This is a genomic window from Neorhizobium lilium (assembly GCF_004053875.1).
Taxonomy (GTDB): domain Bacteria; phylum Pseudomonadota; class Alphaproteobacteria; order Rhizobiales; family Rhizobiaceae; genus Neorhizobium; species Neorhizobium lilii.
In genome coordinates this window covers 582,067-608,292 of record NZ_SBIP01000001.1, presented here as the reverse complement: position 1 = coordinate 608,292, position 26,226 = coordinate 582,067, and the positions used below count along the sequence as shown (strand labels likewise).

Genomic DNA, 26,226 nt, shown 5'->3' with positions numbered 1-26,226 from the left:
GATCAAGTGGTGGTGACAAACAAAAACCGGCCTGAACGTTTCTGTTCAGGCCGGGTTTCTTTTTTAAGGCAGGAGCCATAATCAGCCGCCATATTCAATGATTTCAAGCCCCGCATTGTAATCTGTGGCGTAAATCAAACCATTGGTATCCACAAACACATCTGCGGACTGGATAACTTTCGGACGACCGGGTCTGCGGTCGGTCATCGCGGCGGGTGCGGCAGGTACTAACGCGCCAGCCTCAATCGGGTGGTAGGGATCGGAAATGTCAAAGGCGCGGATGCCGGCATTTTACCAGGTGGCGAAGATCAGCGTCTCTGACACAAACGAGTCGGGCCGGTTTTCATGCAGGTTATGGGGCCCAAAATGGCCGCCTTTCTTGCTGTAGTCGATCTCACTCGGGATAGGGAAGGTGGAAATACTGATCGGGTTCTCCGGCACGCGGATATCAAAAACCCATGTGTGCTTGCGGCCATCTTCTTCATTGTCGAGCACCGCTTCATCGGCCACCACCAGCAGATCCCGACCGGGCAGCGGCAAAGGCGAATGGGTGCCGCCGCCATAGGGCGGGGACCAATTGTGATGCTTGATCAATTTGGGTGCCGCATGGTCCTTGATATCGAGAAGTGTCAGGCCGCCATCACGCCAGCAGGTATAGGCGGTGTCACCCTGCACCAGCGCGTGGTGCAAGGCGTAGCGTTTTCCCTCGCCCCATGTGCGGCTTTCACCTTTCGCCGTGTTCATGCCCGGCAACCACCAACGACCAACCAGCTCTGGCCTGGTCGGATCGGCCATATCGATTGTTACAAAAATATAATCGGAAAAACCGTCGAGCAAAGCAGACGCATAGGCATAGCGCCCGCCGACATACCAGAGACGATGAAGACCCACGCCCTCGACATCCAGTTGGCCGATCTTGCGGGGCTTATCCGGTGTGGAAATATCATAGACCGTCATGCCCGCCGTCCACGCACGCTCGCGGTGGCTGGCGGCGACCTTTTCCCCGACCGACTGGGTGTAATAGGCCTTCTCATCGGTGAAGCTCTCGACATCGGAAAACAGATCGAGCGCATTGATCACCAGCAGCAGATCACCATGCGTTTGCAGATGGATGTTCCATGTGTTGGAGGGAGCCTGCACATAATTGACGGTTTTCGGGTTTCTGGGATCGCGCACGTTAATGATGGAGAAGCCCTGCGACCACGGATGGGCCACATAGGCATGTCCGTGGTGGACCATCAACTGCAACCCGTCACCCCGTCCGCCAATGTCACTATGGCCGATCAGTTTCATATTGCGGGCGAAGTCTGGCTTTGGCAGGTCTGTGGTGGTCATGGGCTTGTCTCATTCAATTGGCTGGCAGCATTTACTTGGCGACGGCTGGGATCCACGTGGCCGTGGCGGCATCGCTCTTCAGAAAGGCCGGAAATTTTTGCTGCAATTCCTCAATCGAGCCGATATTGTTGTTGATCAGATCATCACGCGTGATCAGCGTTGGCTTGAGCAGCACCGATTTACCTGGATTTTGTCCGGCAATGGCAAGGGAAACCGCCCGTACCGACACTTCGCCAACCACAGCGGCATTGGTGGCAGCGGTGGCAACCCAGGCGCTGTCCGGCTCGGTGATTAACTGGATATCCGCAGTGGAAATATCGACGCCGTAGATCTTCACTTTGCTGGACAGGCCAAGTTCGTCGATGGCCAGTTTTGCACCCTTGGCGAACTCATCCCAAGGGGTGAAGACCGCCGAAATATCGGGATTGGCACGCAGCACGGCCTTGGTCTGATCGGCCACAGAGGCCGGAACCGTGTCATTGACCACGCCCCAGACGGCTTTTTCTTTTAAGTTATGCTTGGCAACATAGTCTTTCCACACGGCATAACGGCGATCCAACGGGGCGAAACCGGCCACATAGATCGCGCCGCCGACAAAGCCATCACCCTTGTCCTTGATGGCCTGATCCAGCACCAGCTTTGCCATGTCGGCGTCGCTCTGCTCAATCTGCGGGATGTTCGGGTTGTCGAGGTTCACATCATAGGCAACAACCTTGATGCCCGCATCAAGCGCCTTTTGCGCCACATCCTGCAACACTTCCGGGCGCCCGTTATTGATGACGATGCCGTCGACCTTCAGGTTTATGGCCTGCTCAATCAGGGCGCGTTCCGCATCATTGTCATTGCGGGCCTGGGAGACGGTGAGGTTGACCCCAAGCGCATCGGCCTGCCGCTTCACACCAGCCTCAAACGCTTGCAGCCAGTCGCCACCACCCAGAAAACTGACAACGGCAATGTTGACCTTCTTCTGATCGAACGGGGGTGGCGCGCCAGCGAGTCCAGCCGCAGAGGCGGAGGTTACAAACATCGATCCGGTCAGAAGGACAGCACCAAGGGTGCGAAGAGTGTTCATCATGTTGGTTCCATTCATGTGAGAGGTGGGGGTGTTCAGGTGCGGGCGCGGCTGACGCCATAGGTCAAGGCGAGGGCTCCGACGAGCACAAAGCCTTTGACGAAATCCTGGGTGTAATAGGGTGCGTTCAGCATGGTCAGGCCATTGAGCAATATGCCCACGAAGACAGCGCCAGTGATTGTGCCAAGCACGTTGGGGCGGCGCAGACCCAGAACGGCAAAGCCGATCAACGAGGCGGCCACCGAATCCATCAGCAGCGATGCCCCGGAGGACACATCGCCACGCCCAACCCGCGCTGCAACAATTATGCCACCGAAAGCGGCCAGCGTGCCAGATAGAACATAGGCGAAGGTCTTGATCTTTGCGGTATTGGCACCGGCCAGCCGTGTTGCCACTTCATTGCCGCCGACGGCAAACAGCAATCGGCCAAGGCGGGTGCGCTCGGTGAGGACAAACAGGATCACACCGACAATCATCAGCAGAATAACCGGAAAGGGAATGAAACCAAACAAACTGGAACGACCAATGGTGAGAAACAGCGGATCGTATCTGCCCGTCGCCGTGGAGCCGTTGGGCAGAATAAGCCCTACAGAAATCGATCGCCCGGCTGTTGGAATCAATTGCAGACCCGACAGCAAAAACATCATCGACAGTGTGGCCAAAAGATCCGGCACTTTGAGCTTGACGATCAGAAAGGCGTTAGCCAGGCCGACCAGCGCGCCAAAGGCGAGCACAAGGGGCACGGTCTGATAGGCGTTCAAACCCAGAACAATCATGGCATAGCTTGAGGCCATCACGCTGGAGGCCGCCACCGCGCCTGCCGAGAGATCAAAGCCACCGATGGCGAGTGTCACCGTCACCCCGGCCCCGATGATCGCGACCACGGCCACGGCCTGCAAAATGCTCATCAGGTTGTTGATGTTGATAAAGGCGGGCTGCGCGAGACTGAAGATGATGATAAGTCCTGCGAGCAGAATGAACACCGCGCCGCGCCGAACGGTCTCGCGCACAAAACTTGCGGTATTCCGGCTGTCCGCCCCCTGATGGAGCGTGTCCTTGGAGATGTCGTTGACCGTCGTCATCAGGCGAATTCCTCTTGGTGATCGGCAGAAACAGCCGTCGGCGTCAGCTCAATCAGGGTGTGTTGATCAATCAGCAGAATACGATCGGCCACTTCCTGCGCCTCCTCGTAATCGGAGGTGGCAATCAGGGTCGCGCGGTTTGCATGGCTGCGAATGGTGGTGACAATGTCTTGCCGGGCACCGACGTCCACGCCCTGAAACGGCTCATCCAGCAGCAGAAGGCGGCTTTTCTCCACCTCCCAGCGGGCAATCACGGCTTTTTGCTGATTGCCGCCAGAGAGCGACCAGACGGAGGCATCGGCACCAGCAGCTTTAATGCCCAGCCGCGAGATCGCCGCTATTGCCCGGGTCTTCTCCGCGTCCGAAAAGAGAAAACCAGAGGGATACCAGCGCTTGAGATGCGGCAGGCTAATGGTGGCGGCCACGCTTTCACCCGGCCAATCCGCAGGCATCAAGGCCGAGCGATGACGATCTTCCGCAACAAGCGCAACACCGGCGGCTATGGCCTCTGCCGGACTTTTGGGCGCATAAGGCTTGCCCTCCAGCACTGCTTTACCACCGGCAAATTGTCCGACACCAAACAGCGTCGACAAAAGCCTGCTTTTGCCAGCCCCTAGCACACCGGTAATGGCAACCACTTCGCCTTCACGCACTGTGAGATCAAAAGGTTTGCTCTTGGCCAGCAGGCGAACTCCCTGCAAATTAACAACGGTTGCACCAAATTGTGCGCGTCGGTCAGGCCTAGCAGTGTTGAGGGGTCGGCCAATCATTGTTTCGAGGGCTGCACTGAAATCAATCGGACGGTTGAAGCTACCAACATTGCGCCCGCCCCTGAGGATCACCACGCGGTCGGCAAGGGCGGCGAGATCGGCGGTGCGGTGTGAGATATAGAGAATAGCGATGCCACGGGCTTTCAAGCCGAGCAGGATGCCATAAAGCCGCTCTGCTTCCTGCGTGGAAAGACTGGCTGTCGGCTCATCCAGAATCAACAATTCGGCCTTGTCGGCAAGCGCGCGGGCGATGGCCACTATTTGTCGATCTGCTGCTCCCAGATCGGCAAAATCCCGATCGAGCGGCAGATGGAACCCCGCCTCCTGCAGGATGTGGGCGGCCTCGCGCCGCACGCTTTTGGCGGAGAGAAAAAATCGCTGGCGTCCATCAACATAGTGATGAAGCAGCAGCGCGTCGGCCACGGTCAATCCGGGAATGCCAACCACATCGGTGGATTGGTGCACGGTCACGATCCCAAGCTTGACGGCCTCTGCCGGGCTTTGAGGCGCAAAAGGCTGGCCTTTGAGCAGGATGGTACCGGAATCGGGGGCTTGGACGCCGGAAAGAATTTTGACCAATGTGGATTTGCCCGCCCCATTGGCTCCCATTAAGGCGACAATTTCACCGGGCTCAATCAGCAGAGACGCACCAATCAAAGCCCGGGTCGAGCCGAAGGAGCGGGAGATGTCTTGGACGTCAAGAAGGGGCATTTCGGGTTCACCAGTGGCGCTCATCCGGTGATAGGCCCTTGCCCACAAGGGGCAAGAATGCGGGTTTCAAACTTCATTCAATATCTGGAATAAATTTGCAGGGCGCGCGACCAAGGCCAAAGTTGGAATGGTGTCGTCTGGCCTATACTACCATAAAGCCAGAGAACATTGGCTTTAATTAAAGTCTGCCGGCCTGATGGCACGCACGGTACACCCAGGACAAATCCACTGAAGAATGTTTTAAATTTGGTAAAAAATCCTTCGTTCAGAAAGATCATAAAGATAATCAATCTATAAAAATTGTCGAGTTAATCGACAATAGCAAGATGTCGCACTTCACCCGCCATTTCCAAATGGAGAACCTAATGACATCGATCTTGCGCGTTATGGCTTTCACGGTTTTTTCTTCGCCCCTGGTTTTGAGCCAGTCCGTCGCCGCTGCGGGCCTTGCGGGCGCACCGGCCCCTTTTGACAAAGGTGGTGTCAAAATTGCCCTGATCAGCTACATTTCAGCTGGCGACTTCTTTCAGGCCTATCAGGCGGGAGCACAAGCCCAGGCCAAAGCGCTGGGTGTTGATCTGCGCATCTTTCCAGGTCGTCAAAATGCCGCCGAGCAGCGCGAACAGATATTGCAGGCCGTCAATCTCGGTGCTCAGGCTATCGTCATCGACCATGGCTTGCCGGAATCGCTCAGTGATGTGGTGCAACAGGCTCTCGACAAGGGCATTAAGGTCGTGGCCTTTGATGTGAACCTGAACAACCCGAAGATTCCGCAGGTCGAGCAATCAGATCATAAGCTGGCCGAACTGGCACTCGATCAAGCCATCAAAGACAACGGCAACAGCTTCAAAGCCGGATACGCCTATGTGGCGGGCTTTGCGCCATTGGATCGTCGCAACGAGATCTGGGACAAGGTTAAAGCTGCCAACAGCGGCATTGTCGAAACGGCGCGGTTTGGTACGGTCAGCGATACGACGGCTACCTCGACCGCTGATCAGGCCAAGGCTGTTTTCCGCGCCAATCCGGATATTTCGGTGGTGTTTGCGCCCTATGACGAGTTTGCCCGAGGCGTAAAGCTGGCCGCCGCCGATCTAGGCATCAGCGCTAAACTGAAGATTTATTCGGCAGATATTTCAACCGCGGACATTCAGGAGATCGTCGAGGACGGCAGCCCTTGGGTGGCAACCTCCGCCACCAATCCGGCGGTTGTCGGTGCTGTCTCCATCCGGGCTGCGGCCTTGCAGATTGCTGGCGAGACGGTGCCTCATCAGATTATTGTCGATCCGGTTTTGGTGACACAAAAGCAATTGCGCGATGCGAACGTAAAAACCATCGAGGATCTGGCCAAGAAAATTCCTAGCTTCTCGACAAGTTCAGCCGTCACGGCAAGCTGGATCCCGTCTGCGGCCTTCTGAGCATTCCCCTCCCAAGCGGCTCTCGCGCAGACACAAGACTGGAAGCAGCTTGCACATGCTTCCAGTCTTGATCGGCACAGCAGGAGTTTTGTCTCCGCTGCATCGCGAACCATAGCCTGCTGACAGCGATCCCCGTTCGGTCTTTAGGGCTGCCGCGGTGGGGCATTGAGCGCGATCGCAATTGCGTCTCTACAACCGCCAGAGCCGCCGATCGAAAAGAATTCTGGCGCGGCAAAGTGGCACCACGTGCGCCGCCGCTGAGTAATTCGTTCAAAGGTGGCTCCGCAGCGGATCGATCAATGACGTAAAGCGAAATACACGCCCAATTATTTATAAAAATGAGAATGCTCTACTCAAGAAGGCGACCATATCGGTAGAATTTACGTTGCTGGCGCAGCCAAAGAATGTGAAAAATGAATTGAGATTGATCAGTCATACGAAATGCGCATTATAGTCGTTTATGGAAATCAAACAGCTGGAAGTCTTTTTGGCAGTTATGTCGGCAGGCAGCATCACCGCCGCGGCGCGACTCCTCGATCGTTCTCAGCCACAAGTTACCCGTCTCATCCAGGAACTCGAGGCATCCATTGGCTTTCCACTTTTTGAAAGAAACGGGCCGCGCATCACTCCGACTGCCAAAGCTATTCTATTTCACACTGATGCTGAGCGTTTTCTAACCGGGATAGGTCGGCTCAAGGAACGGGCAGAGACAATTTACAAGGAGGAGATGGCCCCCTTCGAGGTCGCAGCCATTCCCGCCTTCGCCGGTGGTATCGTGCCGTTGGCAATTGCCGAGATGCCGGAAAGCCTCCTGCCGCGGAACGTGCATCTTCGGAGCATATCGGCGGAAGCGGCCGTGCAGTCTGTCCTGTCGCGCACGGCGGATTTCTGCGTCGCGTCCCTGCCGATCGAGCATTCCGGTCTCGAAGTGCACGGGCTTTTCCAGTCGCCCTGCGTGGCGGCTGTCGCGTCCGATGATCCGCTGGCCGCAAAGGCGACGATCTCCATGAGCGACCTGGCTGACCGTTGCCTGATCACCATGGCCAACCCCTTCCGGCTGCGGCGGCGCGTTAACCAGGCGCTCGAAGCGGTCGGCGTAAAACCTTCTCGTATCGTCGATACCAATGCCTCGCTGAATGCGGTGCGGCTGGCCTCGGCGGGTTTTGGCATCGCGATCGTCGAACCGGCGACCGCTTACGGCGTCGAGATGAAGAACGCCGAAATCCGGCCGCTCGACCTCGATATTCCCTTCCTGTTCGGGATTTTCTCAGCGGCTTCCCGGCCGCTGGCCGCTGGCGTCGAGGAGCTCATCCAGCTGATCATCCGCATTTCGGCGGCCCGCATGCCCGGCTTCGTGGCCCATGATCCAGGCCATATCGAGCGCGTGGCGGATGTCACGTTCGGCGCCGACCAGCCCGGACAGGAGCACTGACCGTGAGCGACCTGAACCAGCGGCAGATCGGACTTGAAAATCTCGAGCGGCGGCTCGCGGAGGATCTTTCGCTGCTGGAGCTGCCGCCTAAGGAATGGGTGCCGCACAGCGAACATGAGGGTACCTGGGTCCATGACGTGGTCATCATCGGAGCAGGCATGTGCGGGATGGTGGCCGCCGCATCCCTGAAGATGCTCGGCATTTTCAACGTCATCTGCCTCGACCGCGCTCCCGAAGGGCTGGAAGGGCCGTGGATCACCTATGCCCGCATGGAGACGCTGCGGTCGCCGAAACAGCTGACGGGCCCGGCGCTCGGCCTTCCGTCTTTGACCTTCCGCGCCTGGTATGTCGCCCAATTCGGCCAGTCGGCCTGGGATTTGCTCGGCAAGATCCCCAAGGATCAGTGGATGGAATACTTGGTCTGGTACCGCAAGGTACTCGGCCTGCCTGTCCGCAACGAGGTCACCGTCACAGGCATGGCTCCGGTCACCGAAGATCTGATCGCCATCGACGCAACCGACGGCGAGAGCGGATCGAATGAACGCATGTATGCGCGGCATGTCGTGCTCGCCACCGGACGCGACGGTCTGGGCGGCAGTTACGTGCCGGAATTTGCCGAGCGGATCGATCACAGGTTCTGGGCTCATTCGGCCGATGACATCGATTTTACGGCGCTTGCCGGAAAGCGGGTCGCGGTGATCGGTGCCGGCGCGTCCGCCATGGACAATGCCGCAACGGCACTGGAGGCGGGGGCTGCCGCCGTCGATATGATCATCCGCCGCCGCGAGATGCCGCGGGTCAACAAGTTCACTGGAATTTCCAGCCAGGGGGTCGTGCAGGGTTTTACGGGCCTGAGCGACACGTGGAAATGGAAGTTCATGGACTATGTCCTGAATGCTCAGACGCCACCGCCGCGGGATTCCACCTTGCGTGTTTCCCGCCACCCAAACGGCCGGTTTTTCCTCGATACGGCAATGCGGAGCATGAGGCAGGAGGACGGTGCAGTCGTGGTCGATACAAACCGCGGCGAACTCGCTTATGATTTCGTCATCTTCGCAACCGGCTTCCGCGTCAATCTCGACCGGCGCCCCGAACTCGTGAATTTTGCACCGTTCATCCGCTTCTGGCAGGACACGTTCAAGCCCGAGGCCGGGGCGCAAAACGGCGAACTGGCAACATCACCCTATCTCGGACGGGATTTCGAATTTCTCGAAAAAGTGCCGGGAAGTTGCCCTGCCTTGCGGCTTGTCCACTGCTTCAACTACCCGGCCTCGCTCAGCCACGGCAAGCTCTCCGGCGACGTTCCCGCGGTCAGCGACGGCGGTCGGCGCCTGGCGCAGGGCATTGCCCGCAGCCTGTTCGTTGCGGATCGCGAGACGCATTTTGCCAATCTGGCCGCCTACGAGACGCCGGAACTGCTCGGTGACGAGTGGACGGATTCCGCAGCCATGCTGGGCAGGACGATCGAGGGGGCTGCCGAATGAGGTATGCCACGGTCACATTCAGGGGAGGGTGGTCTTGAGCCGTTATCTCCTCGTCAAGCTGCTGGAGGCCCTCGTCGCCATTTGGGGTGTGGTAACGATCGTATTCTTCGTCAGCCGCGTGCTGGGCGATCCGGCAATCCTGCTTCTGCCGGTCGGCGCCAGCCAGCAGGATCTCGATACACTGCGTGCGGGCCTCGGCCTCGACAAGCCGCTCATCCAGCAATATGCGGTCGCCATGCTGGACATGCTGCGCGGGAATTTCGGCATTTCCTTCCAGCATAACCGGCCGGCGATGGATGTGGTGCTGGAGCGGATGCCGGCGACGTTCGAGCTGGCAGGCACCGCGCTTATCTTCGGCACGCTGATCGGCTCGGTTGCCGGAGCCATTGCAGCGCTGAAGCGGGGTACGCTCGCGGAGTTCATCGTGATGATCGCAGCACTGCTCGGTCAAGCGACGCCGGTCTTCTGGCTCGGCATCATGCTGATCCTGGTCTTCTCCGTCGATCTCGGCTGGCTGCCGACCGGCGGTTCGGGCACGATCGCACATCTTGTCCTGCCGGGGCTGACGCTATCGGTCTTCGTCTCGGCTTCGATCGCCCGCCTGCTGCGCTCCTCGCTGCTCGATATCATGCGGGAGGATTACGTGCGCACCGCCCGCGCTAAGGGGCTGCTGCCGCACACCGTTTTCTTCTGGCACATTGCCCGCAACGCCTTGATCCCGGTCGTCACGATGATCGGCATCATCGCAGGCGAGCTGCTCGGCGGTTCGGTGGTGATCGAAACCGTGTTTGCGTGGCCGGGTGTCGGCCGTATCGTCGTGCAGGCGATCCAGGCCCAGGATTTCCCGGTCATCCAGGCCGGCGTCGCGCTGGTCGCCGCCATCTTCATCCTCATCAACCTGCTGGTCGATCTGCTGTACGGCGTGCTCGATCCGCGCATCCGTCGGCGATAGGAGCGACCATGAAATCCTTCCTGCTCGCCCTTCTCAAGAGCCGTTCCGGACTGTTCGGTTTCGTCCTCGTGCTGGTCTTCATACTGGCTGCCCTGCTTGCGCCCTATCTCGGCCTGCCGGTGCCGACGCGCTCCAGCCTCGTCGCGCGCATGACAGCTCCCACCTGGACGGGCCTGTTTTCGCCGGGCGCCCATCCGCTAGGCACCGACGAACTCGGTCGGGATATCCTCTCGCGCATCATCTACGGAAGCCGGCTGACGCTGACGATCGCCGCGACCGCGGTTGTGCTCGGTGGCATCGTCGGAACGCTGCTCGGCATCGTCGCCGGTTATTATCGCGGCATGGTCGACCGCGTACTGATGCGCATCGTCGATATCCAGCTGGCGCTGCCGCTGATGCTGCTCGCCCTTCTGGTGATCGCCGCACTTGGACCCTCGACGAGCAATCTCATCGTCGTCCTCGCGCTCACCAGCTGGCTGCGTTACGCTCGCATCATCCGCGGCCAGGTCCTGGCGCTGCGAGAGCGGGAGTTCATCCTGTCCGCCCATGCGATCGGTGCCAGCACCTGGCGCATCATGATCAAACATCTCCTGCCCAACGTTATGACGCCGGCACTGGTCATCGCAACGCTGGAGCTTGCCCGCATCATCATTATGGATGCAGCGCTTTCCTTCCTCGGGCTTGGGGTCCAGCCGCCCAATCCGAGCTGGGGTCGCATGCTGGCCGACGGGCGCGTTTATATCTCGACGGCCTGGTGGATCGTCACCTTCCCGGGGATCGCCATTCTCATCACCGTCCTGAGCGTCAACCTGCTCGGAGACTGGATGCGCGATTATTTCGATCCGAAGCTGAGGACCTCGCGATGACAAAGGCTCCGCTGCTCGAAATCCGTAATCTCACCGTCGCTTTCGACACGCCGTCCGGCACGGTGCATGCCGTCAACGACGTCTCCTATAGTATCGAGGAAGGCGAAACGCTCGGCATCGTCGGTGAGTCGGGTTCCGGCAAGAGCGTCCATGCACTTTCCATGGTGGGGCTGATCGCGACGCCGCCCGGCCGCATCGTTCGCGGCGAGGTGATCTTCAACGGCCGCAATCTTCTCGCCCTGTCGCAGCGCGAGCTGTTCGACCTTCGCGGCAGGGAGATCGGCTTCGTTTTCCAGGATCCGATGACCTCGCTCAATCCGGTGCTGACAATCGAACGGCAGATCGCCGAGCCGCTGCGGCGGCATTTCGGCATGTCCGCATCGCAGGCCCGGATACGGGTGATCGAACTTCTGGAGCTTGTCGGCATTCCGGATGCCGAACAGCGGGCGCGGCAATATCCGCATGAGTTTTCCGGCGGTATGCGCCAGCGGGTGATGATCGCGATCGGCATTTCCTGCAATCCGAAACTGCTGATCGCCGACGAGGCGACGACCGCGCTCGATGTCACCGTGCAGGCGCAGATCCTCGATCTCGTCCGGGAACTGAAGCGCAAGATCGGTACGACGGTGATTTGGATCACCCACGACATGGGCGTCGTCGCAGGCCTCGCCGACACGGTGCAGGTCATGTATGGCGGCCGCATCATGGAGAGTGGCCCTGTGCGCTCGGTCTTTTACGATCCGCGCGGCGCCTATACCTGGGGCCTCCTGAAATCCCTGCCGCATGGCGAAAGACGGGGCACCAACCGGCTCTATCAGATACCCGGCAATCCGCCCGACCTCACCCAGGAGCCGGTCGGCGACCCCTTCGCGCCGCGCAATCCGTTCGCGACAGATCGCTGCCGGGTCGAGACCCCGCCATTGGTCAATGCCCCCGACAGCGTACCAGGCCACAAGGTCGCCGCCTGGTACGATCTCCGCGCGGAGATCCAGCGCATGGAGGGCCGCCCATGAGCGACACACTCTCGACGACCGCGCCACAAGCGGGCTCGCCGCTGGTTTCTGTCCGCGGGCTCAGCAAGCATTATGGCGGCGAACGGCGGTTGCTGGGCGGTTCGGCGCCTTTGCTGAAGGCCGTCAACGACGTCAGCTTCGAGATCGCGCCGGGCGAGACGCTGGGGCTGGTGGGCGAGTCCGGATCGGGCAAGAGCACGACTGGCCGTATCCTGCTGCAGCTGGAGACGCCGACGGCCGGAAATATCGCATTCCGCGGCCAGGACATTACCGGCCTCTCCAAACATGCGCTGAAACCCTACCGGCGCGACATGCAGATCATCTTCCAGGATCCCTACGCCTCGCTCAGCCCGCGTATGCAAGTCGGCGAATTCGTGGGCGAGCCGTTCGATGTGCATGGGCTCTCCGGCTCGCGGTCGGAACGTCAGGATCGCGTTGCGTCGCTTTTCCGTAAGGTCGGGCTCGATCCATCCTTCATGAAGCGCTATCCGCATGAGTTTTCCGGCGGCCAGCGGCAGCGGGTCAACATCGCCCGTGCGATCGCGCTCAATCCCGCTTTCATCGTTGCGGACGAACCGATCACCGCGCTCGACGTGTCGATCCAGGCGCAGATCGTCAACCTGTTCCAGGACCTGCAGGACGAACTGGGTCTCACCTACCTGTTCATCGCCCATGACCTGTCGATGATCCGCTATCTCTGCCACCGCGTCGCGGTGATGCTGCGCGGCAGGATCGTCGAGATCGGTCCCTGCGAGGCGATCTTCGACAATCCGCAGCACGCCTATACCAGGGCGCTTCTCTCGGCGATCCCGGTTCCGGATCCGGACATAGAACGAAGCCGCCGGCCGCTATCGTTCGACGTCAATGCCAACCTGCCCTCCGAAGAGGCCGTCTTGCGGCCCGTCGGCGACCGGCACTTCGTTCTGGAAGGCTGAGGGCGATGCATCTCCGTTTCGGAATTTCGCAAACCGGCCGGTACGAATTCGGCCGGAACCATCAAGAGAAAAGAAGCTGAACGCATGGATCAGATCGACATCCTTTCCGGCCTCGAACCGGCCTCCGAAACCTACCGGGCGCGGCGCGAGCGGCCGGAATTCGTCTCGGGCGCCGAGCTTTGCCGCAAGACGGTGCTGACGCCGCAGAACGGTTTCGAGATCAGCCACGCCATGCGCGCCGCTCTCGCCGCCCGCATGGCCCGTTTTATCGGCCGCGAAGACCTAGCGCGGACCTACGACCTGATGCTCGACGAGGCGGGCATTAACGAGCTCCTCACGACGATCGCTGCGGCCGGAGATCTGCCGGAAGACCTTGATGCCTTCACTGTTGCTCTCGTCCGGCAGGCGGACCTTGTGACCAAAACCCCGCGCGACAGCAGCCGGGCTGACATCGAGCGCCTGCAAGCCGCCGGCCTCAGCAGCCCGCAGATCATCGCACTGTCCGAATTGATCGCCTTCGTCAATTTCGAGGCCCGCGTCATCGTCGGCCTGAGCATTCTGGAGCTCGTGGCATGAGTGCGGGTTTCAAGGTCAAGGCGCTGGAATGGGCACCTTATATCGAGCCAGTCGAGGTTGCCAATGCGACTGGGGAACAGCTTGCCGCCATGCAGGTGACGCCGTCTAATACCAAGGTTTCGCCTTATGTGCGCACCCTGGCGCATGATCCGGAATCCTACGTGGCGCGCACGAAACTGTTCAACGCAATCATGTATGCCAATGGCGGCCTGGACCGTGCCGACCGCGAGCTCGGCGCGCTGACGGCTTCAGCCGTGAACCGCTGTGTCTACTGCGCCTCGGTGCATGCGAGGCGCTATATCGAACTTTCCGACCGTTCCGACGTGGTCGAGGAAATCTACATGCACGGCCTCGGCGGCTCCTTCGAGCCGAAGATCCAGGCGATCGTCGATTTCTGCCGGACGCTGTCCGAGACCCCTTCGCGGGTGACGAAGGAACAGGTCGAGGCGCTGCGCGGGCACGGATTCTCCAAGTCCGAGATCATCGACCTCATCCATTCCGCGGCCATTTTCGGCTGGGCCAACCGGCTGATGCATGTGCTCGGCCATTCTGTGCCCATCGAGGCGAAATGAGACCGGGGGCGGCTCGGAGCATGGCATTGAGAGCATTCAGCAAGGTTCAAGACAAAGGAGACGGAGCATGAAACGGAATTATGTATGGACGGCACTCGCCGCACTTTCGCTCAGCGCATTGATGTCGACCACGGCGCTTGCCCAGAGCAAGACGCTGACGATCGGCATCACCAACACGGTCAACACGTTCGATCCGCACATGACCGCCTCGGTCGGTACGGACCTCAGCCTGCTCAGCCACATCTATCCGTCGCTCGTGCTGCGCGGGCCGGACATGAAGCTGGCGCCGTCGCTCGCCACAGAATGGAAGAGCGTCGACGACAATACCTGGCGGATCACGCTGCGGTCGGATGCCTCGTTCAACGACGGCGAAAAGATTGATGCGGATGCCGTGAAGTGGAATTTCGACCGCGTCCTCGATCCGGCCGTCAATGCCCGCATCAAGGCGTGGTTCACGCTGATCTCCAGCGTCAAGGTCATCAGCCCGACCGAGCTCGAGATCAAGACGATCTCGCCCTATCCGGCCCTGGTCGAGCAACTGTCGATGCTCTTCCTTCTGCCGCCGAAGTGGGCGGCAGAACACAAGCCGGCAACCGAAACGGCCTCCGGCGGCCCCTACGTCCTGGCCTCCGTCAAACCCGGCGAGAGCTTCACGCTAGACGCCAATCCGAAATACTGGGGTGCCAAGCCCGATTTCGACCATGTCGTGATCCGCGTCATCCCCGAGCCGGCAAGCCGTGTCGCAGCACTTCTCGCCGGTGAAGTCGATTTCGTCAGCTCGATTCCGACCAGCGAGATCAAGCGCATCAAGGACAATGGCAGCGCCCAGGCCGGTGCGGTTCCGAGCACCCGCACCGTCTTCATCAAGTTCAACACCCAGAAGCCGCCGCTCGACAACAAGCTGATCCGCCAGGCGCTGAACTATGCCGTCGACAAGGAAAGCATCATCAAGGCGATCTTCAACGACCAGGCGGAGATCGCCCGCTGCGGCGTCATGTCGAAGGACTATTTCGGCTTCAATCCCGACCTGAAGCCCTATCCCTACGACCCGGACAAGACGGCCCAGCTGCTGAAGCAGGCCGGCGGGGTGCCGAAGGAGCCGATCGAATTCGACGTTCCGAGCGCCACCTATCTCAACGGCGGGGAAGTCGTGCAGGCAGTGGCGAGCCAGCTGGAAGAGATCGGCTTCAAGACCAAGATCAACGAGATGCAGTTCAGCGCCTATATGGACAAGTATCTGAAGACCAAGGAACTTGCCCGTCTCAGCCTGCTCAGCCAGGCCTGGCCGACGATCGACGCCGACGGCCTGCTGACGCTCTTCGCGCCTGGCAATATCTACGCCTACTGGAACAATGCCGACTTCGGCAAGGCGCTCGACGAAGGCCGGTCGACCATGGACAAGGCGAAGCGGCTTGCAGCCTATAAGAAGGCAACCGAGGTGATGTGCGACGATGCGCCGGCGCTCTTCCTCTACACCCAGCCCGCCACTTTCGGCCTCTCCAAGCGCATCACCTGGACGCCGCGCGGCGACGACTGGGTGCGCGCCTACGACATGAAGCCAGCCAAGTAAGGCTTGCAAAGTGACGATCGATCATCCCGCGCCCCTTCGGGTGCGAGGTGATTTCCGCCAGATCCGAGGATAGTCCCATGCCGACAGTGACCCTGAACAACGCCACCTTCGTCTATGACGATATCGGCGATCCGAATGCCGAAGCCATCATCGCGCTGCATGGCGGCCGCGGCATCGGTGATCGCCTCGGCGAATTCAAAGCCTACAAGCCGCTTTCCGACAAGTATCGCCTGATCGCCTACGACCAGCGCGGCTGCGGCGAAACCAGCCTGACGCCGCCCTTTACGTTCGAGCAGCTTGCCGACGATGTGGAAGCCTTCCGCGTCAACCTCTGCGGCGGCCGCAAGATCATTCTCGAGGGCGGTTCCTTCGGTGGGATGATCGCGCTCACCTATGCGGTCAAATATGGTCAGAACCTTTCGCGGCTCATCCTGCGCGGCACGGCGGCGAGCTATCACCATGAAGACGACGCGATGGTCGTGTTCAAGGAACGCCTGCACAAGGCGCCGAGCGCCTCGGTGCTGATGCTGGAGAAGATGTTCTCCGACAAGATGAAGGACGATACCGAGCTTCGGCTGATCTGGCTCGCGCTGCAGCCGCTCTATTACGAGAAGTTCGATCCGGATGCGGCGCTGGAACGGACCCGGACCATGCATCTGCATGCGGAGACCCACAACGAACTCTTCAAGGAACGCCTCTACGACCTGCGCGATAAGCTGAAGGACATTCCGGTTCCGACGCTGGTCATCTGCGGCGCCGAGGACTGGATCTGCCCGCCGAACCACTCGCGGCTGATCGCCGAGCAGGTTCCGCTCGGAGAACTGCTCGAAGTGCCGGGTGCCAATCATGCGGTGCATGCCGAAAAGAATGATGTGGTCGTCGCGGCCATCCGCGAGTTTCTGGCAAGGACCGCTTGAGTTCCGGGCCGGCGGTAACTCATTCGAGAACCGGTATTGCGGCGTGAGCAATCTTCCTGCCGCGATACCCGAACTACCCGAATTTGAAGAAATGAAAGGCTGACTTGCGTGAGTGACCATCTCGATCGCGGAAAATCGCTGCGCATAGGCGTGGATACCGGGGGAACCTTTACCGATATTTCCCTCTACGATCCGGCGACGGAAGAACTTCACGTCTGGAAGGTCAGCAGTACGACCGCCGACCCGTCGGAGGCGATCGCCGACGGCGTAAAAGACGGTCTCGATGCTTATGGGCACGATGCCGGCGATGTCGTCTATTTCGGACACGGCACGACGGTCGCAACCAATGCGCTGATCCAGGGGCGGATCGCCCGGACCGGCATGATCACCACGGCGGGTTTCCGCGACGTGATCGAAATTCGTCGGCAGATGCGACCGGAGCTCTACGACCTGCAGATGGAAAAGCCGGAAGTGCTGGCAAGGCGCGACCGCCGTCATGAAGTGCGCGAACGCGTCAATTTTGACGGAAGCATCCGGGTGCCGATCAGCGAGGAAGAGGTCCGCGAGGTCATTGCCCGACTGAAGGACCAGAAGGTCGAGGCGATCGCGATCGGGTTCCTGTTTGCCTATCTGATGCCCGAACACGAGGCGCTGGTGAAGCGGCTGGTGGCCGAGGAAATGCCGGAGGTCTTCGTCTGCACCTCGGCCGAAGTCGCGCCGGAATATCGCGAGTTCGAACGGTTCTCGACGACCGTCGTCAATGCCGCACTCGGCCCAGTCATGCAAGGATATCTGGACCGGCTGAAGCCGCGTCTCGAGGCGCACGGCATTTCTCCGCGCCCGCACCTGACGCAGAGCAATGGCGGCGTCATCTCCGCACAGGAAGCGGCCAACTTCCCGGTACGCACCGTCCTTTCGGGACCGGCGGCAGGCGTTGCCGGCGCGCTGGAAATCGGGCGCGCGGCGGGCATCGAGGACATTATCACCTTCGACATGGGCGGCACATCGAGCGACGTCGCGCTGATCGACAAGGGCCGCCCGCAGCTCGCTACCGATGCCGAGGTGCATGGCCACCCGATCAAGGTGCCGATGCTGGATATCCACGCGGTGGGCGCCGGCGGAGGCTCCATCGCCAATGTGGACGGCGGCGGCCATCTCAAGGTCGGTCCCGACAGCGCCGGTGCGGTGCCGGGACCCGTCTGTTACGGCAAGGGCAACGAACAGCCGACAGTCACCGATGCCAACGTGGTGCTGCAGGTTCTCAACCCGACCCATTTGCTTGGCGGACGTATGGAGATCGACCAGCAGAAGGCCAAGGCCGCAATCGCCCGCCTGGCCGACCGGCTCGGCCTCGGCGTGATGGAAACGGCCCAGGGCATCATCTCCGTTGTCACCGCCAACATGGCAAAGGCGATCCGGGTGATTTCCGTCGAGCGCGGTTACGATCCGCGCGACTATGTGCTGATGGCCTTCGGAGGCGCCGGCCCGGTGCATGCCGCGCGTCTGGCGCGCGAATTGGAAATCCGCCGCGTCCTTGTCCCCCGCAATCCGGGCATTCTGTGCTCGATGGGCCTGCTGCTGACCGACCTGAAGGCCTATTTCTCGGCGGGACGCATGACGCCTCTCCGGCCGGAAAGCGCCGCTTCCGTGCAGAACGACTTCTCCGGGCTGCAGCGGCAGGCGGACGACTGGTTCGATCGCGAAGGAATTGTCGCCGCAGACCGGTCCGTGACCCGCACCGCCGATCTTCGCTACCACGGACAGGCGTTCGAGCTGTCCGTGGACTGCCCCGAAGGGGAGGTGGACGAGCGGTTCCTCGACGAATTGCGAAGCCGGTTCGAAGCGGCTCATCGCCAGGTCTATGGCTATATTTCATCCGACGAGGCGATCAGCATCATCGCGCTGCGTCTGGTCGCGACGGGCAGGGTGCCGAAGGCCAGGCTGAAGATACATCCACCCGCCACCGGGCCGGTTTCGGACGCGGTCATCGGCTCTCGATATGTCTGGCTGCCGGAAGCCGGCAGTTTCGTCGCATGCCCGCTCTATGACCGCGCCAAGCTGGCGCCAGGCCATGTTGTGCCCGGTCCGGCGATCGTCGAGCAGATGGACAGCACCACGCTCGTCCTGCCGGGGCAGAGCGCCACGGTCGATGCCGTTTTGAACCTGCTCCTCGAGGAGAACGACTGATGTCCGACAGCACCATGCTCTGGCCCGGCAATGCCGGCATCGATTCCATCACCGTCGAAGTGATCGGCAGCGCGCTTTCGACGATCGTCGACCAGATGGGCAAGGCCCTGATAAGGGCCGCCTATTCCGCCAATATCAAGGAACGGCGGGACTGCTCCGCGGCGATCTTCGATACCGAAGGTTATATAATCGCGCAGGCGCAGCAGATCCCGTTCCACCTCGGTTCGCTGCTCGACATCACCAAAGAAACGCTGCGTCGCGTAGATATCTCGACGCTTCGCGAAGGCGACGTTTTCATCGGCAACGACGCCTATAACGGCGGCAGCACCCATCTCAACGACATCGTTTTCCTGGAGCCGGTCTTCCAGGGCGGCCGGATCGTCGCCTGGGTGGCGAATATCGCCCACCATTCGGATTTCGTCGACCGTGGCCATGCGCATATCTTCCAGGAAGGCCTGCGCATCCCTCCGGTGCGTCTTTATCGCAGCGGTGAGCTGCAGCAGGACGTGATGGATCTGGTTCTGCTCAACTGCCAGGTCCCGCATGAGCGCATCAACGATTTCCGTGCCCAGATGGCTGCCAACCGTCTCGGCGTGCAGCGTTACCAGGCCCTCTGCGTCCGATATGGCATCGACACGATCGCCACGGCGAGCGACATGCTGATGGACTATTCCGAGCGCAAGGCACGCGCCGGCATCCGCCGGATCCCCGATGGGCGCTACAGTTTCCAGCACGATTTCGACACCAGCCTCTGGCCGGATATCCTGTCTCTGGCGGTCGCCGTCGAGGTCAGGGACGACGAGCTGTGGTTCGATTTCGAGGGCTGCCCGCCGCAGACCCGCTCCGGCCTCAACATGGTTTTCACCATGCTGCAGGCCTGCGTCTACTATGTAGTCAAGACGCTGATCGATGCCGATACGCCCGCCAATGCCGGCTTCCATCGGCCGATTCATATCAGCGCGCCGCTGGGCTCGATCGTCAATTCCGTCGCGCCGGCCGCCGTCTACAGCCGTCACGATGTCGGCCAGCGGCTGATCGACATGATGCTGGCGGCCTTTTCGCAGGCCATTCCGGATCGCGTTCCGGCAGGTTCGACCGGCGTGACGGTCATGACCATGAGCGGCGTTCACCCGGGCACCGGCCGTTTCAACGTCTATAACGAAAGCATGGGCGGCGGCATGGGCGCTCGCCTGACGCTCGACGGCGTCGACGGCATCCACGTCCACGGCACCAATTCCGCCAATATCCCGGTGGAGGCGCTGGAGAGCGAGCACCCGCTGACCGTCGACGCCTACGAACTTATCCAGGATTCCGGTGGTGCCGGAAAATTCCGCGGCGGCATGGCCATTCGCCGGCGCCTCTCGCCAGTCGGTCACGAGGCGACGGTCAATCTCGGCGGCCCCCTCAACCGGGTACCAGCCTGGGGTCTCGACGGCGGCCTTCCCGGCGGGCTTGCCCGTATCGAGCTCGGCGAAGGCGTGCGTCCTCTCTCCGGCCGAAATGGCATTCTGGCCGCTGGACAGATGGCGGCGGCCGTCACGTCTGGCGGCGGTGGTTTCGGCAATCCGAAAGAGCGCGACCGTGAGTTAGTACGTCGCGATCTCCAAGAAGGGCGGATTTCCGACAAAGTGGCGCGCGAGATCTACGGGTTGGACTGACAGGAGGGGTGCATCGAACTTTCGTTCTTGTCCGTCATAAACCGGGAAGTGCCAAGGGCGGCGTGTTCATGACCATCGAGGATGAAACGGGGGTCGCCTATATCGTCGTCTGGCCGAGCCTGCTTTGAAAAAGCGGCGCCGCGTCGTGCTCGGATCCGCAAGGATGGCGATCAACGGCAAGATCCAACAGGAAGGAGGCGGCGTGCATCTGGTGGCGCAACGGATGTTCGATCTTACCAGCGATCTGGCAAGCCTTCGCGAGCGGGTGGTTTCCGGCTGTGCTAGCGCATCAGCAAATCTGCACTGCCGGCGGCCACCTGCGCAAGCGTCACAGTTCCTTCAAGTCTCATCAAGGGCACTGGTCGCGAAGGTTCTCTGTAAGTACTAATTAAGATTATTATGTAAAATTGATTGCTTCTTTCAGCTCAGTTGGGGCCACCATGAAAACAATTGCGATCGCATCCGTCGCTCTAGCAATTTCTCTCGCGTCTGCTCAAGCGCAAACAATCGGCGTCTCACTATCTGATCTGGATAAATTCAGGACTGCGCTTCTGGATGGGGTCACGTCGCATGCGAAAACCATATCTGGTCTCAAACTCGTCACCGAAAATGCAAAGGGCGACAATGAGCTTCAGAAGAAGCAAGTTCAGAAGCTCGTTGCCGACAAGGTGGACGCAATCATCGTGGTGGTTGCAGACGGTGACCTTGGGCCCGCGATGACGAAAATCGCAGCGGATGCTGGCATTCCCCTGATCTACCTCAATAACGTGCCGTCCAATTTCGATGATTTGCCTCCCAATCAGGTGGTGGTCGCCTCTGACGAGAAAGAGTCCGGAACGATGCAGACAAAGCAGGTCTGCTCTCTCCTGAATGGCAAAGGCCGTGTCGTCGTGTTGATGGGCGAATTGGTCAGCCCCGCAGCCCGCACCCGTACTCAAGACGTTGTCAACGTTTTGGGTACCGCGGAATGTAAGGGTCTGCAGATCGTCGAACGTCAAGCGGCCTATTGGTCTCGTGACTATGCGGACCAACAGATGCAGGAATGGCTGACAGCCGGCGTCAAATTCGATGCCGTGATTGCCAACAACGATGAAATGGCACTCGGTGCGCTCCGGGCCTTGAAGAAGAACAACGTGCCCATGAAAGACGTCGTCGTCGCCGGCATCGATGCGACCGACGATGCCTTGGCTGCGATGGCGGCTGGCGATCTCGATGTAACCGTTCTGCAAAGCGCCATCGGACAAGGTGGCGGCGCCGTGGATGCAGCCGTGAAGCTCATTCAAAAGCAGACCGTACCAAGGGAAAATAACATTCCCTTCGAACTCGTCACGCCGCAGACGATGGCAAAGTATCTGCCGAAGAGCCAGTGAACATAAGAGGTCTATGATGTTTTCTTTGTGGAATAAACTGGGCATTCGCGCGCAGATCACTGCTGGCTTCGTACCACTGATCCTGTTGATGAGCTTGCTGACGGTCAGTGCCATTTCCGGGATGGATGGACTTGCGTCCATCTTCACGTCCTATCGCGCAACAGCAGGACAAAGCCTGGCGATATCGGATTACAGCGAACAGTTGAATGAGATCCAGATGTCGGCGGAAGCTTTCCGCTCAACCCCGACGCAGGCCGTCGTCGACCGTTTTCGTGCAGGCGTAAAAGCCTTCGACGGTGACGACCCGCGCTTTGCCGGCAACACTGAGCTGCAGTCCGGCCTGACAAAGATCCGGGAAGACGTTGCTGCCTACAGCAAGGCTTTCGAACAGATCGTATCGCTCCACGCCAAACGTGATGCTTTGATCTCGAAAGTTACGGAATTTGGGCCGTGGACCAGCATCGCCTTGAACGACGTCATGCAGAGTGCCGGGCGACAAGGAGATCTCCCCCTCGTTCAATCGACCGCAGCGACGTTGGACGCCGTCAATCGCAGTCTCTACTTCTCGGAGCGCTTCGTGCATTCCGAAGATTTTGCTGCCTACGCAACAGCCCAGGCAGCCCTCGCCGAAGCCCTGACTTTAAATGGCGCTGCCGCAAAAACGGCAAAGATCGAGCTACAGAAAAAGCGTCTGATGGGCGCCGAGCAACTCATGCAGAACTACACGGCGCGTCTCGGCGATATGAAGAACGTTCTGCAAGCGAGTGGTACCATTCGCGAGACGCAACTGAGCGTTCTCGCTCCAAAGATATTGGCTGAGTTCAGAGTTCTGCAGGCTGGCATCGTCGGAGCGCAGAAGACGCTCGATGGCTCGGTCGATGACACGATCGTATCGGCAACCAACACGATGCTCATCATCAGCGGGCTGCTGATCGTCATCGGTCTCGTTCTTTCCTACTTCCTTGGCCTGGTCATTTCCTCCGCGGTTCGCAGAATGGCGCTATCCATGGAACGGCTGGCTCGTGGTGATGATGCTTTCGCAATCACCGGCATCGATCACAACAATGAACTGGGCGCTATGGCGCGCTCTTTGAAGGTCTTCCAGGAAACGGGACGCGCCAAGCTTATTGCGGAATCCAATGCTGAACGCGCGCGTCTGTCCGTAGAAGAGGAGCGTCTTCGCCAGGAAGCCGAGCGTTTGAGCGATGCGCATGTGATGGAGCACGCATTCCATCAGATTTCGCTGGGTCTTGACGCGCTTTCGAAGGGAGACCTTACCATCCGGGTCGGTGATGTCGATCACCGCTACATCAAGATCCGCGATCACTTCAACAGCTCGGTCGAAAGCCTTCAGGATGTCATCGACTCGGTTATCCACGCGGTCGGAACGATCCGGTCTGGTCTGGCAGAGATTTCGACGGCCTCCAACGATCTGGCGCGTCGTACCGAACAACAAGCTGCCTCTTTGGAAGAAACTGTTGCGGCTCTCGGTGAAGTCACCCGGGGCGTCAACGGGACTGCGGATGGCGCAGGCCGCGCTCAAAACGTGGTCGCAACAGCGCGTGCAACCGCAGAAAAGGGTGGGGAGATTGTCGGGCGCGCCATTGCGGCAATGACTGAAATTCAGGGCTCGTCCGCAAAGATTGGCAACATTATCAACGTCATCGATGAAATTGCTTTTCAGACCAACCTGCTGGCGCTCAATGCCGGCGTAGAGGCGGCACGCGCCGGTGAGGCTGGCCGGGGGTTTGCCGTCGTCGCTCAGGAAGTACGGGAGCTCGCCCAGCGCTCTGCTCAGGCAGCGAGGGAAATCAAGGCTCTGATTTCCACGTCTGCAACGCAAGTCGACACCGGCGTTAAACTGGTCGGGGAATCGGGGGGCTCATTGGAGGAGATCGTCAGCCAGGTCAGCGCCATGAATGCGACCATCACCGAAATCGCCTTGGCCTCGCGCGATCAGGCAACCAGCCTGCGCGAGGTGTCGGCTGCTGGCGACCAGATGGACAAGGTAACGCAACAAAACGCCGCGATGGTTGAAGAAACAACAGCCGCCGCTCAGAGCTTGACGCAGGAGACAGAAAGACTCGTGGAACTACTCCAAGGGTTTAAGACGAAAAACGGGCGCACAACAGAACGGACCCATTATGCAATGGCGTCATGATCCTCTGTTCGGCCTCCTGATACGGGAAGACATCGTAAAGTTATCGTGCCACATCGTAAAATTGTCGGCGGGCGAGAAGCTATTAGAACTGACATATGTCGGAAGCCTAAGCCGCTAGCTTCGGGATGGGCTTTTCAAACAGTCGCAGAAATCGTTGGTTGTGAGCCCTCCACTTCGTCGTATGTCAGCACAGTAGTGACTACAGGTAGACATACCTAGGCTTATTTCCCACCGCGCGCAGAACATTAAGCGCGGTGGGGATTTTGTACGAAGCGAAATCAGACGGGGACGGGCGCGTCCGGCAAAATGACTTGCTCTGCACGTAGTTCGTCCCAAAAAGCCTTCGGTATGCCGACCTTCATCGACTGGATATTGGCCTCGACCTGTCCAGGAATGCGTGCGCCGGGCACGATCGCCGAAACGACCGAAGGGGCAGCCGCAAACTGGAGTGCCGCGGTGCGTATATCGATGCCGTGACGATCGGCGACTGCGGCCAGACGAGCTCTCTTTTCGACAACGCCGGCCGGCAGTTTGTCACTGAAATGGTATCGGTTTCGTCCGCCAAGGAAACCGTCGTTCAGCGGTGTGCCCACAGTTACGGTAATACCCTTCGCGGCAAGTGCCGGAAGGGTGTTTTTCAGAGCCTCTTCATGGTCAATGATGCTGTACTGGCAGGCAAGCAGGACGATATCAGGCGTTGGGGCGTCATCGGTTGCCGCCTTTACTGCAGCGTCTGGACGATTGATGCCGAACCCCCATGCCTTGATCAAACCCTCATCGCGCATCCGCTCCAGTTCGACCATCGCGCCGGTGCGGGCGATCTCATAGGCGCGGGTCCATGGCTGTGGCAGTTCGGTATTCTCCGGACCCAGATCATGAATATAGACGATGTCGATGCTGGCGAGGCCGAGCCGTTGCAGACTATCTTCGACAGACCGCCGAGCGCCCTCGGCCGTGTAGGCATATTCATAGGAGAAGTTCAGCTTCTCAGCCCAGAGAGTTGGCGCGAGTGGCTGTCGACTCGGGTGGAAAATACGGCCGACTTTGGTCGAAACCAAAAACGCATCGCGCGGCTTATCCCGCAGAAATGCGCCCAGTCGATGTTCCGAGAGGCCGTGGCCGTAGAAGGGGGATGTGTCGAAATAGCGTACGCCACCGTCCCAAGCTGCCTGCAGGGTTGCCCGAGCCTGAGCGTCGCTGATGGGAGCAAATATGTTGCCGATCTGGGTTCCGCCCATTCCGAAGCGGAACCGGGGGCGGTATCGTATTCCATCGACAGCCGGCCCGTTCAGCGGGAGCATCGCACCCGAAATCGGGCCGCGGGTCGCCATGACGGTACCCTGTACTGTTTGCGCTTCAAATAATGGGGGCTGTGCGCTTGCCAGATGAGGTGCAACGATGGTGGCAACAGCGCTACTGGCCGCAAGGGTGAGAAATTTTCGACGTTCCATGAAAGTGTCCTGGTGATTATCTGAAGGGATAGGCGTTGCGCCGCGCGGCTGGCGGCACAGTCTGTGTTAGCGATCCAAATGGTCCCGGCCGAATCCCGGGCCTAGCGTGATCAGCGCAAGTCCGGCGCTTCGTTGAGCAAGGCTGGGTCCCAATGCTCGGTCGCCTTGCCATCCTTGATGCGCCACATGTCGAACCATGTCGTACTGTAGGTCTTGGAAAGATTTTTCGGATCCTTGTCGGTCCGCGCATATGTCACGACCACCAGATCGCCCTCGGCAACCACGTCGGCAACCTTCATGCTGATTTTCGCGGGGATGGATTTGGGTTGCACCTTGAGCACTTCGGTGAAGTAATGAACGACAGGCTTCAGTCCGCTTTGAGCATTCGGGTTGTGCTGGATATAGTTGTCGGCGATGTACTGGCTGGCCTTATCCCAATGGCCAGCTTCCAGAAGCTCGAGAATAATCTTGTAAACGACCTGCTTGTTGGCGTTCAGATGAGGGTCAGGGCTGGTAAACAGCACTTCCGGATTCTCCGAGACGGCCACGGCTTCCTGAGCGCGTGCTGTGAAGGGAGCTGTGGCAGCCAACGAGAAAGCCGCTGCGAGGATAATGTTTCTCAATCTTTTCTCCGTGACGAATTGACCGTCTCTTGATCGACTTCGGGCCACGCCTCAGCGTCTTGATCAGAGATGCG

The 26,226-nt window shown here is 59.8% G+C and carries 20 protein-coding genes and 2 pseudogenes; 16 read left to right on the top strand and 6 right to left on the bottom strand.

The features are described from left to right. Positions 1-81: 81 nt before the first annotated feature. The 4 genes and pseudogenes from EPK99_RS02735 to EPK99_RS02720 all read right to left on the bottom strand — a co-directional run bounded on the left by EPK99_RS02735 (position 82) and on the right by EPK99_RS02720 (position 4,970). Positions 82-1,335 (bottom strand): annotated as a pseudogene (locus tag EPK99_RS02735) (LVIVD repeat-containing protein). A 31-nt stretch (positions 1,336-1,366) separates the two neighbouring features. Next, positions 1,367-2,410 carry a substrate-binding domain-containing protein gene (locus tag EPK99_RS02730; RefSeq protein ID WP_128441081.1) on the bottom strand — a complete coding sequence of 348 codons (1,044 nt, stop codon included), beginning with the start codon at positions 2,408-2,410 and terminating at the stop codon, positions 1,367-1,369. 32 nt (positions 2,411-2,442) lie between these two features. After that, complete coding sequence (locus EPK99_RS02725; protein WP_128441080.1) at positions 2,443-3,489, bottom strand: ABC transporter permease; 1,047 nt, start codon at positions 3,487-3,489, stop codon at positions 2,443-2,445. Continuing rightward, positions 3,489-4,970: a sugar ABC transporter ATP-binding protein gene (locus EPK99_RS02720; protein ID WP_128441079.1), complete on the bottom strand. Its 1,482-nt coding sequence runs from the start codon at positions 4,968-4,970 to the stop codon at positions 3,489-3,491. Before EPK99_RS02720 ends, EPK99_RS02725 begins: the two co-directional genes overlap by 1 nt. A gap of 386 nt (positions 4,971-5,356) precedes the next feature. On the opposite strand from EPK99_RS02720, the gene EPK99_RS02715 reads away from it, so the two are divergent. From EPK99_RS02715 to EPK99_RS02640, 16 genes and pseudogenes are all read left to right on the top strand, one after another. Further along, the gene (locus tag EPK99_RS02715; protein WP_425374175.1) at positions 5,357-6,385 is read left to right on the top strand and encodes a substrate-binding domain-containing protein; all 1,029 of its coding nucleotides are present in this window, start codon (positions 5,357-5,359) and stop codon (positions 6,383-6,385) included. 460 nt (positions 6,386-6,845) lie between these two features. Beyond that, complete coding sequence (locus tag EPK99_RS02710; RefSeq protein ID WP_128441077.1) at positions 6,846-7,817, top strand: LysR family transcriptional regulator; 972 nt, start codon at positions 6,846-6,848, stop codon at positions 7,815-7,817. A 2-nt stretch (positions 7,818-7,819) separates the two neighbouring features. Next, positions 7,820-9,301, top strand: coding sequence for an NAD(P)-binding domain-containing protein (locus EPK99_RS02705; RefSeq protein WP_205909039.1), 1,482 nt, complete (start codon positions 7,820-7,822; stop codon positions 9,299-9,301). Positions 9,302-9,335: 34 nt separating this feature from the next. Then, positions 9,336-10,253 (top strand): ABC transporter permease, encoded by a 918-nt coding sequence (locus tag EPK99_RS02700; RefSeq protein WP_128441076.1) that lies wholly within the window; start codon positions 9,336-9,338, stop codon positions 10,251-10,253. Positions 10,254-10,261: 8 nt separating this feature from the next. Further along, positions 10,262-11,119: an ABC transporter permease gene (locus EPK99_RS02695; RefSeq protein WP_128441075.1), complete on the top strand. Its 858-nt coding sequence runs from the start codon at positions 10,262-10,264 to the stop codon at positions 11,117-11,119. After that, entirely contained in the window at positions 11,116-12,132 is a 1,017-nt protein-coding gene (locus tag EPK99_RS02690) for an ABC transporter ATP-binding protein (protein ID WP_128441074.1), read from the top strand. Before EPK99_RS02695 ends, EPK99_RS02690 begins: the two co-directional genes overlap by 4 nt. After that, positions 12,129-13,067 carry an ABC transporter ATP-binding protein gene (locus EPK99_RS02685; protein WP_128441073.1) on the top strand — a complete coding sequence of 313 codons (939 nt, stop codon included), beginning with the start codon at positions 12,129-12,131 and terminating at the stop codon, positions 13,065-13,067. The genes EPK99_RS02690 and EPK99_RS02685 overlap by 4 nt, the downstream gene beginning before the upstream one ends. 84 nt (positions 13,068-13,151) lie before the next feature. After that, positions 13,152-13,643, top strand: coding sequence for a CMD domain-containing protein (locus EPK99_RS02680; RefSeq protein WP_128441072.1), 492 nt, complete (start codon positions 13,152-13,154; stop codon positions 13,641-13,643). Beyond that, positions 13,640-14,215, top strand: a complete 576-nt coding sequence (locus EPK99_RS02675; protein WP_128441071.1) for a peroxidase-related enzyme — start codon at positions 13,640-13,642, stop codon at positions 14,213-14,215. The genes EPK99_RS02680 and EPK99_RS02675 overlap by 4 nt, the downstream gene beginning before the upstream one ends. 67 nt (positions 14,216-14,282) lie before the next feature. Next, complete coding sequence (locus EPK99_RS02670) at positions 14,283-15,785, top strand: ABC transporter substrate-binding protein (RefSeq protein WP_128441070.1); 1,503 nt, start codon at positions 14,283-14,285, stop codon at positions 15,783-15,785. Between the two features lie 77 nt (positions 15,786-15,862). Continuing rightward, a complete protein-coding gene (locus EPK99_RS02665) occupies positions 15,863-16,702 on the top strand; it encodes an alpha/beta fold hydrolase (RefSeq protein ID WP_128441069.1) in 840 nt (279 codons plus the stop codon). Between the two features lie 108 nt (positions 16,703-16,810). Further along, positions 16,811-18,889 (top strand): hydantoinase/oxoprolinase family protein, encoded by a 2,079-nt coding sequence (locus EPK99_RS02660; RefSeq protein ID WP_128441068.1) that lies wholly within the window; start codon positions 16,811-16,813, stop codon positions 18,887-18,889. Next, positions 18,889-20,547, top strand: a complete 1,659-nt coding sequence (locus EPK99_RS02655) for a hydantoinase B/oxoprolinase family protein (protein ID WP_205909038.1) — start codon at positions 18,889-18,891, stop codon at positions 20,545-20,547. The genes EPK99_RS02660 and EPK99_RS02655 overlap by 1 nt, the downstream gene beginning before the upstream one ends. After that, a pseudogene (locus tag EPK99_RS25440) lies at positions 20,523-20,812 on the top strand (OB-fold nucleic acid binding domain-containing protein); the annotation flags it as partial. The gene EPK99_RS02655 and the pseudogene EPK99_RS25440, both read left to right, overlap by 25 nt. A gap of 175 nt (positions 20,813-20,987) precedes the next feature. Further along, complete coding sequence (locus tag EPK99_RS02645) at positions 20,988-21,917, top strand: substrate-binding domain-containing protein (protein ID WP_128441067.1); 930 nt, start codon at positions 20,988-20,990, stop codon at positions 21,915-21,917. 16 nt (positions 21,918-21,933) lie between these two features. After that, positions 21,934-24,078: a methyl-accepting chemotaxis protein gene (locus EPK99_RS02640; RefSeq protein WP_128441066.1), complete on the top strand. Its 2,145-nt coding sequence runs from the start codon at positions 21,934-21,936 to the stop codon at positions 24,076-24,078. Positions 24,079-24,356: 278 nt separating this feature from the next. Here EPK99_RS02640 and EPK99_RS02635 read toward each other — a convergent pair whose 3' ends face one another. Then, positions 24,357-25,409 carry an aldo/keto reductase gene (locus tag EPK99_RS02635; protein WP_205909037.1) on the bottom strand — a complete coding sequence of 351 codons (1,053 nt, stop codon included), beginning with the start codon at positions 25,407-25,409 and terminating at the stop codon, positions 24,357-24,359. Positions 25,410-25,639: 230 nt separating this feature from the next. Next, positions 25,640-26,152: a nuclear transport factor 2 family protein gene (locus tag EPK99_RS02630; RefSeq protein WP_128441064.1), complete on the bottom strand. Its 513-nt coding sequence runs from the start codon at positions 26,150-26,152 to the stop codon at positions 25,640-25,642. Positions 26,153-26,226: the final 74 nt, after the last annotated feature.